The following is a 10,942-nucleotide window of genomic DNA, read 5'->3' on the forward strand; positions in this document are numbered from 1 at the left end:
TTTATTAATGATAAATATACAACTTACTGATGATTTTTTAAACGAACAAGAAATACAAAAATTAAAAAAATTATTTAAATGTGCTGATAATGAAGAATTAAATTTAGCATTAAAAAATATTGCTCTTGCAGCACTAACGGAATATAAGGAAATGCTACTTGGCAAAGGTTTACCTACAAGGGCAGATGAAATAAAACAACATAGGTTGTTCCATCTAGTAAAACACTACTTTCAAGGGGTTATCCCTACAGAAGCTGATGTTTCATCAATGTTTCAATTAACAGAAACAGAGAGTAGAGCGTTGATTAGAAATGTAAGAACTAGATTCAGATATCAGTTGGAGTCTGAAATACTGAATACACTTCAACAAACAATAGTTTCAGCTGAATTTAACAACGAAGTCTATCATGTTGTAATACAGTCAGATAATGTATTAGAAGAGCTTAATAGATTAGTAAGTACAAATGCACCGCAATTAGATCCAATTACAAAAGTTAGAGGTAGTGCAAGGAAATATCAAATCTCTGAAGATACTTATGTTTTATTAACTAACGCTTTAGGTATTAATCAAGAAGTAGCTGCAACGGAGCAAGAAAATGAATGATGAATTAAATTCAATATTAAACGATTCTTTTGGTGCAATAAGTATTCTATTAGTATTCGTTACGGTCTTATTTGGTATAAGGTACCCTGAAATAAAAACGGTTTTGGATGAACCTTTGCAAACTGATAAGCCAAAAGCATTAGAAAAACAAAAGAAGAAGATAAAGAGTGATCTATTAATTAAATGGATACCAGTTGTAATATTAATTTTTATTGTAGTATATTCAATGACCCCTTTGGCTATTAAAACAATGCTTAATTCTACAATATCACTATTTAATTTTGATTTTATTAGGACCTCTTTTATATTAATTTGGTACTTCAATATAGCTTTCTTATTGATTTCATTAAAAATAATAGTAAGGCTGATTATAAAAATTAGGGAATAAAAAGTATCTATGAATTTGTAAGTTGATTCTAATGAGTGTTTAAGTAATCATTAGGTCTCTTAGGTTTATGTTATGGGGGATGTATATTAGGAATTAATAATCTCTTAGTTTAGAAGAAATTAAGAGATTAATTATATAAAATNNAAATTATAGAGAAATAAAACCTTTCGGAGGTTATTTAATGGAAAAGAACGAACTATTACTTTTTAAAAAGCCAACAGATGCTGTTGGAGCGAATAGAGGATTTATTTATCAGTATTTAAAAACGCTTGTCCTATGGTTGAAAAATTACCGCAATAACAAAGATATGAACATTTATTGTGAAGTAGAAGATGATATTAAAGAAAGTGAAGAAGGTTTTAATAGGGTTAATTATACTCAACTAAAATGTTACAGCTCTGTTTTGAGTTTAAAAAATGAAGATGTTCAAAAATCTTTATATAATTTTTTTATCTTATTCTTAATAAATAAAGAATATGAGGGAACATTTGCATTTGAAACAAATACCTCTATATCCCGTAATGACAAACTCTTATCTAATTGGTCATTTGAAGCTGGGCGTTTAGATTTACATCCTGAATTGCTGGAAGAGAGTATATCAAAAACGAGAGAAATTCTAATGAGTGAATTAGATAAATATAGAAAATCAAAAGAGACAGCACTCCAGAAAAACATTAATGAAAAAAATGGGAAAATTTTAAAAGAAACAGATTACAAAAGGAAAGAAAAATATCTTCAAGAAGTTGAAAAATGGGGTACTGAGTTAAGAGAATACACCTTAAAAGTGGAGGAATTAAAAAAAGAAATTAATAATAATGAGAAACTTGAAATTTTCGTTAATCGAATACAATGGGAATTCAATAATATTAGTGCAGATGATAGTTTAAAAGCATTGGAAACAAATGCAAAGGATATTTTAAGTGATATTTTGAGAGACGATAGTGATCCTTATATTTATTTTTGTCGGTTACTTACAGAGGTAAGTATTAAAGCAACAAGTGAAAATAAAGAGGAACGGATGTTAAATAATGAATTGCTTAAGAAAATTTTAAATGAGACTGATGATGAAATAAATGAACGTATCTCAAAAGTATTAATGAATAATTGGGAAGATTGTTTAAGAACGGGCCTAGATGGTATACATGGGCATCTAGAGGAAATTGGACAAAAGCTTGAGAAAAAAATTGATGATCTAAGTTCTACAAATAGTAAAGAAAAATATTTAGAGGAATATGCATTAGTAGACCTACCTTCTAAAGAAGACGAAGAAATAGAAAGCTTTCTTACTAATGAACAAAATGACCACCAAAGTAAATTAGAATTGAAAATACAAAAAATGGAGAATGTTGATTTAGACATGAAAAAATCCTTCTTAGAATTGGGAACAGAATATCGATGTCGATATCTAATATATATTGAAGAATTAAAGTTGACTTCTACAAAGTCTTATCAGGCTGTTAAAAAGCTAGAATCAAAGGTCCAAAGAATGTGTACACGCCATACCATGGGATTAACTAAAAACGAAAAAACTAAATCTAATGAGGTTTACTCTGAATTAGAAGACAACTTGGATGTTCTTTTAAATGAGTTTAATTTTGAGTTGATGAAAAATGGAATAAAGGTAGATTCTGATATTATTACTGGCCAAATGTTTCATATGGCAGCAAAGTGTTCGTTGAGATGGCATAGGGAGGTTCAAGTCGGATGACCCAAAAAATGAACTCATTAAAGGAGTTTTTCAACCATTTGCGTCACTACGAACTTAAAATGGAGACAGTCCCCTTAAAAGAACAAAAGGATTATCAACATCCTGATGATGATTTTGATTTTCATGCATACCGAATTTTATTATTAATTTTCATCTGTGGTCTTTCAAAACCTGGATATTTTGATAACCCTACTATTTATGGCCGAGGTAANNGATTTCTTAATTCGGTATCCCTTTTATCTAGAAAAAGCATTAAGAATTAAGAATAAAGAAAACAGAATAAAAGATTTAGTAATAAAGTCATATGAAACTGAGGAAGCGTTCTCTCCTATGATTCGTTATATTAGAGGACCTTGGGATCACAAATATCCTGACATTCTTAACTACATGGTGAGTAAAAATTTAATTACTGTTCATTTTTCTTTTTTCAACAAAACTCAAAAAGCTTTTTGTATTACTTTAACTGACTTGGGTTTAGAAGTAGCTGGAAAGATACAAAAAGAAGAATCCCTATGGACAAAAAGAATGGATACAATAAATTCACTCTTTAGAAAAGATGCGCAAAACCAAACGATTGAACTGTTTATAAGACAATATTTTTCAACATTAATATTAGGTAATGCAGGTGAATGAAGATGTTTATAGAGGCTGTTAAAATTAGAATTATAGGGGAAAGTGGAAAAGAATTTGGAAGATATGTAAACTTTAAAAATAAAAATGCAATTAAAGAAATCAGTATGATTTTTGGAAAGAATACTTTTGGAAAATCTACCTTGATTAATAGTATTGTCTATGCTTTAAAGGGTGAGGATATTTATAGTAAAAATAAATTTCCAATAAATTACAATATTATTTTAGAACAATTTTTAGGGGACAAAGTTAAAAATGCCGAAGTATATCTTCAATTATTTAACCAAGGCAAGAGGGCAGTTGTTCTTAGAGATGCAACAGATAAAGAAGAAGCAGCAATTGTTTTTTACGATGTTACTTTAGGAGAAAAGGATAATAGTATAACCTTATCTAATAAGGCATTGTTAAAAGAATACTATAAAATGACTAAGGATAGGAATTTGATTGGAAACAAAACTTATCAAGAATTTCTATTCTCATTTTTTAAGATTGACCCAATTAGAAAAGTAACAGAAGAAAACAATGAAGAAGGATTAATATTTTATATACAAAATTTACTTCCTCTTTTTGTTATTGTTCAAGAAGCATGGACAGATATACAAGCAATTAATCCTCGTTATTCAATTAAGGCGGTAAAAGAGACAGCGTTTGAAGTCATTATGAAGCTATCTTCGTCACATGTGGCAAAGTACGATTATTTGTTAGAACAGTATCAAAGTCAGCTTAGGCAAAAATCAAACTCGATAAATGATTTAAAAGAGGTAGTTCAATTATTAAAGTACAATGATAGAGAAGAAATTGAAAAAGAAATTTCCCATAATAATGGAATACTTCAGGATATGAATGAAAAACTTAATCGTTTAGAAACTGGCAAACAAGTAGTAGATAATGTATTAAGTACCATCAGGGCAAAGTTTAAACATGCAAACTTAATTGTCAAGAGATATGAACAATCTTTTACTTTACTAAAAAGAGAAATCTCAGAGTACGAATATTACATAAATAAAATTCAATATGATATTGAGAAAAATGACAAATTGAAGACAGCAAAGAAATTAATCGGCATTCTTCCAATAGAAAAATGTCCAAGATGTATGAATAAAGTCACCCTGGATGAAGAATCGGAACTTTCAACAGCTCATTGTAGTTTGTGTGGTAGCGAGATGCAAAGTGTGGACAACACCAAGTTAACATTAGAATATTTAAAGGATGAACTTTCTGACTTTAAGCGACTTTTAGTGTTAAAACAAGAGGCGCTCCAAGAGATAGAAGGAAAACTGATCTCAGCCCGTTTTGAATTAAAAGAAATAAAAAATCAAATGGATGAATACGACGACTCTTTAAAGCCAAAAACCTTAGAGCAATATGCTTACTATTCAAGAGAAATTGGGAGAATTTCCAATGCAATAAAAGAACTTGAAAGAGATAAGGAAATTATATTAAAGTTTGAAAAACTAGAAAACGAAAAAAGTGAATTACAGGAAAAAATTGATGATTTAAAAGCAAAGAAAAGGGCAGCGGTAAACAATCAGGAACAAGATAAAAAGAAATTTCGATTTTTCGAAAAAGAATTTAAAAAATTGTTAATAAAAATGGATTTCTTAAGACAAGGGTTTGAAGAAAAAAGAATCCAGGAAATCAAAGAAGACTTAAAGAAAAAAGCAGGACAAGAAGAGAAACAGGAAACAGTAATTCAAGGGATATATAAAAAAATTGAAATAGATAAGAAGGATTACAATCCAAAAATTGAGGGGATGAATCTATATAATATTACATCCAGCAGTGGCTTGATTCGAATCATCTTATCCTACTATACTGCGTTATTGAAAACAGCACTTGAGTTTAAATTAGATACTAATCATCCTTTTTTATTGATATTGGATGAGCCTAGACAACAAAATCTAGATATCGAGACATTTAATGCATTTTTGGAGGAATTATACAGTTTACAGAAAACACACTCAAATCAATTTCAAATAATATTGGCATCATCAGAAAAAGGTTTGTGCAAGGATAAAGACATACTTTTACATTTAAGTGAGGATAATTATTTATTAAAAGAACTTATTGAAAAATAAAGTTCAACTTTACTTGGAATTAAAATTATCAATCCTAGTATCAGAAATTTAGTATCTTATTTTGATATTTTAAAAAGATACTCTAGACGTGGTTATTTAGTATATATCAAATTTATTTCTGTAAAGAAGACCATTGTTATAAAATTTCTGTTGTAAACCACCAGCACCCCATGTGTTGCCTGCTACACTCGGCACATGTAGAAGCGGTCGCGTTATTGGTGTTGAAGTAGTCGTGGACTATTTCAAACTTGTCAAAGCGGTATTGAATGGATGTCGAATTATAACCCAAATTAATAAGCATAAAGACTCTGAATTCGTAAAAAAATTTCTACGAATTCGGGGTCTTTTTTAGTATATATAAGATCTAATACAAGAACGTAGTAATGTGCCCAACAGCAGACGAGTTTGCTTCTCTCTTAAAGATAGGAATTATAGATAATTATAACTTTACTAGAAATATATATAGAATAACGTGATGAACATGAACCTTTTTAGTGTGTTTGAACATAAAAATTTTTTTGAATTACTTAATCTTGAAACAACAGCATTTAAAAGTTTAATGGAAATCTTGTACATTATACAGGTTGTTCAGGATCGATTTACGTATTTGTATACAAACCAAGCTGGAAACTTTATTTCGATTACAAGGAATTTAACTTATTCATGTTTTTAGGTAAGATGATGCAGTAGAAGAATTAAAAAGAAATAAGATAAGGGTAAAAATCTTAGATTTGCTACTAATGAATAAAAGACTAACCAGAAGGAAAAATATTTTTTGCAAGAGTCAGAAAATTAATTGACTAATACTTATATGTTTTTTATAATACTCCATATAACTACACATAAACATAATATAAATACATAAAATTACACAAAAAGTGTGGTTTCTATTTTAAATCGAAATTAGGATTGGGTATTAAGTAGAAAATGTGTTAGAAGGAGGGGTTGCTGCAATAATTGTTTAGCACTTCTAAGTGAAGTTTCTATTAATCTTGTATGTTTAATGATTACTTTAAGGGGGAAGAATTTTGCAAACGAATTATATTTTTGTTGGGGTGCTGTTAGTTGTTCTTTTGTATGTTGCTTATCAATCGTCAAGAAGAATAAAAACGTATAATGATTTTAACTTAGCAGGACGAAATACTGGTTTATTTGCACTTGTATGTACGCTTGGAGCGGCAGAATTTAATACTGCTACCTTAATAGGAGGTGCTTCTGTTGCATATCTTTATGGTACTGTTGGAATATGGTACACATCGCTCATCTTCATACCTGTTTTTGGAATCTATGCTTTAACTGTTGCAAAAAGATATAGTCGGCTCAAAATTTCGACAATTGCAGAATTCTTTGATAAGAGATATCAGGGAAAAAACAGCGAACTATTAAGAGGAATTGCGACCTTTGTTACCCTATCCTTTACATGGATTGCTCCTGCTACTTATTTAGCTGGATTGTCGGTAATTGGAAATGTATTGTTAGGCATACATCCCTTATGGATTGTAATCGGTTTAACCACAATATGTTTATTCGTTAGCCTTTCTGGGGGATTACTAACAGCCATCTGGGCAGATATTATTTCTTATATTATGATATTAATTGGTATGCCAATTCTTTTCTTTATTGGTTGGAAAGCAGCAGGAGGATTTAGTTCTTTACCAAGTGTATTTGAACCACAATACCTCTCTTTTGAACCAATATGGGATTTAGAAAGTTTTGGATTTGCTGCAGTTTTAACTTGGTGTTTACAAAACATCCTATTATATGTAGCTGCACCGTGGTATGGGCAAAGAATTTTCTCAGCTAAAAGTGAAAAAGTTGCATATAGAGGTATGATAATAAATACGATTTTGATTACCTTACTTTATGGATTGGTAGCAGTTGCAACTATGTTCTCAAGAGTAGTCATGCCCAACTTAGATAAATCAGAAGTAGCGCTACCTACCCTTATACTTAATTATACATCTCCATTTTTACAAGGCTTCTTACTTGTAACCTTAATACTAGTAGGAGTAAGTACGATGATTGCAATTTGGAATTCAGCAGTTTCAATAGTAATCAATGATTTATATAAAAGATATTTAGCAAAAAATAAATCTGAAAAACACTATATTATGTCAAGTAGAATTTGCTTTATTATATTGGGCATATCGACAATAGTATTTGCATTAACATTTGTAGGGAATATTTTATTGGCTCTAACGTATATCTCAGTTTTTACAGCATTACTTGCATTCCCGATTTTAGCAGGTTTCTATTGGAAGCGCTTCAACACAAGCTCTGCACTATGGTCTTTAATTGTTGGAGTAGTTTATGTAACAATTGCGTTGTTAAATAGTTTTCCTTATCATTTAATTAGTCCAATTGGAGTTTTGTTAAGTGTTATTGTTGGAACAATAATAGCTTTTACATCAAAACAAGAGTCAACGGAACTTTATATAAAAGAATTCTATAATGTTGTAGGCAGTCCGCTTATCGGAAATAAGATTCCTATCGTCAAAGATGATTCATTTACAAAGGTGAATTAATTTTGGATATAGTGACGAATAGTAGGTGATTCAAAAATTTGAAAGGAGTACTTTAATGACACATTCATTTATTGCTTCATATGATTTTGGGACGAGTGGAGTTAAAGCAACTTTTATAAATCTTAAAGGAGAGGTATGCGGTTCTTCGGACGCAACCTACTCCCTCATTACCCCTAATCCAGGATGGGCGGAACAAGATCCAAATGAATACTGGAGTGCCGCTTGTCTTGCAACAAAAAAAGTAATGAAAAAATTGGGGGCTTCACCAAGTGAGGTTCAAGGTATCGTTTTCGGAACACAATGGAAAGGGATTATTCCGATAGATGAGGATGGTGAAGTTCTTTATAATACAATTATTTGGTTAGATGGACGTGCAGATAAGCAAGCAAAAATCCTAAATAATAGATTAGGTATTAATGCAATGTATGACAGGGAATATTGGCCGAAACTTATGTGGATTAAAGAAGAAATGCCGGAATTATACAATAAAACAAAATGTTTCCTAGAAGTAAATTCATATTTAAAATTTTTGGCTACTGGTGTGAAAGCTGTTGATTTGACAAATAATTTTATTCTTTCCACTAACCAAAATTTACAAGACTATTATAATCGTATTCTGGTAGCCTCAGGATTAGATAAAGAAAAGTTTCCGCCATTGGTTTTACCTACAGAACTGGTAGGAGGATTAACTGAAAAAGCTTCAGAAGAACTAGGCTTAGACCCTGGAACTCCTGTGTTTGGAGGTTGTGGTGATATTCCGGCAATTGCCATTGGTTCAGGCAGTAGTCGTTTAGGAGGAAATCATATTTACTTAGGTTCCTCAGGGTGGTTTGGCACTGTAATACCTGAAAGAAAAAGCGATATTGGAGAATTATATCAAACATTTGGTATGGACAAAGATCTAATGATTTACCCGATTCAGTCCGCTTGTATGACATTGAATTGGGCAATTAGTCAATTTTATAAAGTTGAAAAAGAAATTATGGGTGAAGACATTTTCACTCTAATTGATAAAGAACTAGCAGACGTACACCCTGGGTCATTAAATATGATTGCAACACCTTGGATACATGGAGAACTCCGTCCACTATCAAACAATGCAAAAGCTGTTTTTTTTAATATAACGAATCAACATGAACGCCGACATTTTTTATCCGCGATTATGGAGGGAATTTGTTATATGTTGCGTTGGAAGATTGAAATATATCAAAGAGAAACAGGAAAATCATTAGATTCAATCAATGTGGTAGGCGGTGGGGCATGTAGTGATCCTTGGATGCAAATAATGGCTAACGTTCTTCAAATCCCTGTGTCTGTCCCAAGTAATCCACAACATGCTGGTGCAGTAGGCGCAGCGTATTGTGCAATGATTGGTTTGGGGATCTATGAAGATTTTGAAGAAGCTGATGAAAGAATAATGAAAGATAGGATCTTTTTACCCCGAGATGAACATTTAGCAACATATGATAGATTATTTAGTGTTTTTAAACGAATATACCCAAGTTTAAAAGATATGTACGAAACACTTAATAATCATGTAAATGCCGAAGATGTGATAACAAGTAAACTTTAAACTCTACTAACAAATAGAAAAACCTACATTGGAGGAAGGGTATTGAAAATAGTAATAGCTGAGTTCCATCAAGAATCAAATAGCTTTAATCCAGTTCCTTGCACACTGGATTATTTCGAAAGAGGACGAATTTATGAAGGGGAAGATATTAGGGAAAATTTGTCAGATAAACCTTGTGCAATTGCTGGGATCCTTGATGCTATTGATGAAGCGAATGTGCAAGCCATTCCTGCATACTCAATGTTTACTATGAGTGGGGGACCGGTCGATCATGCTGTTGTTGATCATTTTATAAACAAGGTAATAAATTATATTCAAAATAATAACCCTATTGATGGTGTTTTTTTATCCTTACACGGTGCAACTCAAACAACTGAATATGAGGACTGTTCTGGTATTATTATTGAAGAGTTAAGAAAAATAATCGGTGAAAAAGCTGTAATTGCAGTATCGTCAGACCTTCATGCAAATATCACACCAAAAATTGTACAAAACAGTTCAATTGTTTGTGCTTATCATACGTATCCACATTTGGACCACTATGAAACAGGATATCGTACTGCGAAATTAGGCTTATCGTACCTTTTAGATGAAGTGAAACCAAAAATGGTACGTGTTGGTATTCCAATGATTGTTCCTGCCAGTACATATTCTACGATGTCAGGGCCATTTTCTGAATTAATGGAGTATGCAAAGTCACTTATTAATAATGGAGAAGTTCTTGATTTTTCAATTTATCAAATGCAACCCTGGTTGGATGTTATAGATGGTGAGTCTTCTATCATTGTAATTGATAATGATGAAAAGAATGCACTAAAACACGCACAAGAGCTTGCACAAAGATTATTCGATATGCGTGGAGCCTTTCAACCTAACTTGCATACTATTGAAGAAGTTATTACCATTGCTGAACAAAATACAGAAGAAATACCTGTTATTTTAGTAGATTCTGCTGATTCCACAAATGCTGGGGCAACGGGTGACAGTGTTGAAGTGGTAAGGAAAATAATAGAAAGCAATTCAAATGTTAAAACAGCAATAGCAGTTGTGGATGCGAATGCTGCAAATCTGTCTCACAAACTGGGAGTTGGAAATAATGCAACTTTTACAATTGGTGGCACAAGGTTCCCTGATGTGAATAGACCACTCCAGGTAGAAGCTTATATTAAGTCCTTACACGATGGCATTTTTGCTCAAGAGGGTCCAGCAGGAAAGGGGATGGTAAATAACATAGGACCATCCGCAGTTCTTAAGGTAGGTAATATTGATATTTTAGTATGTCATCATATCTTTGGGAATGGTGATCCTCAATTGTTCCGTGCTTTTGGTTTGGAACCGAAATCCTATCAATTAGTAGTAGTGAAAGCATGTACCTCTTTTAGAGCTGCATATTCACTGTTTACTAATAAAATATATGAGACAGATACGCCAGGTGC

At 31.6% G+C, this 10,942-nt stretch carries 8 protein-coding genes; all 8 read left to right on the forward strand.

Features of this window, described 5'->3' with window-relative positions; all coding sequences use genetic code 11:
• A partial coding sequence (locus tag V7147_RS19850; RefSeq protein ID WP_335369546.1) for a hypothetical protein occupies positions 1-604 on the forward strand: 604 nt, incomplete at its 5' end.
• The gene (locus V7147_RS19855; protein WP_335369547.1) at positions 597-992 is read left to right on the forward strand and encodes a hypothetical protein; all 396 of its coding nucleotides are present in this window, start codon (positions 597-599) and stop codon (positions 990-992) included. The genes V7147_RS19850 and V7147_RS19855, both read left to right, overlap by 8 nt.
• Positions 993-1,173: 181 nt before the next feature.
• Positions 1,174-2,700, forward strand: coding sequence for a hypothetical protein (locus V7147_RS19860; RefSeq protein WP_335369548.1), 1,527 nt, complete (start codon positions 1,174-1,176; stop codon positions 2,698-2,700).
• Positions 2,701-3,030: 330 nt separating this feature from the next.
• On the forward strand, positions 3,031-3,333 hold the full coding sequence (locus V7147_RS19865; RefSeq protein WP_335369549.1) for a hypothetical protein: 303 nt from the start codon (positions 3,031-3,033) through the stop codon (positions 3,331-3,333).
• A 2-nt stretch (positions 3,334-3,335) separates the two neighbouring features.
• Positions 3,336-5,408, forward strand: a complete 2,073-nt coding sequence (locus V7147_RS19870; RefSeq protein WP_335369550.1) for an AAA family ATPase — start codon at positions 3,336-3,338, stop codon at positions 5,406-5,408.
• Positions 5,409-6,436: 1,028 nt separating this feature from the next.
• The gene (locus tag V7147_RS19875; protein ID WP_335369551.1) at positions 6,437-7,933 is read left to right on the forward strand and encodes a sodium:solute symporter family protein; all 1,497 of its coding nucleotides are present in this window, start codon (positions 6,437-6,439) and stop codon (positions 7,931-7,933) included.
• 55 nt (positions 7,934-7,988) lie between these two features.
• A complete protein-coding gene (locus V7147_RS19880; protein ID WP_335369552.1) occupies positions 7,989-9,506 on the forward strand; it encodes a xylulokinase in 1,518 nt (505 codons plus the stop codon).
• 42 nt (positions 9,507-9,548) lie between these two features.
• On the forward strand, positions 9,549-10,942 hold a 1,394-nt coding region (locus V7147_RS19885; RefSeq protein ID WP_335369553.1), incomplete at its 3' end, for a M81 family metallopeptidase.

The sequence above is a fragment of the Bacillus sp. JJ1521 genome (genome assembly GCF_036965165.1).
Classification (GTDB): Bacteria; Bacillota; Bacilli; order Bacillales; family Bacillaceae_L; genus Ferdinandcohnia.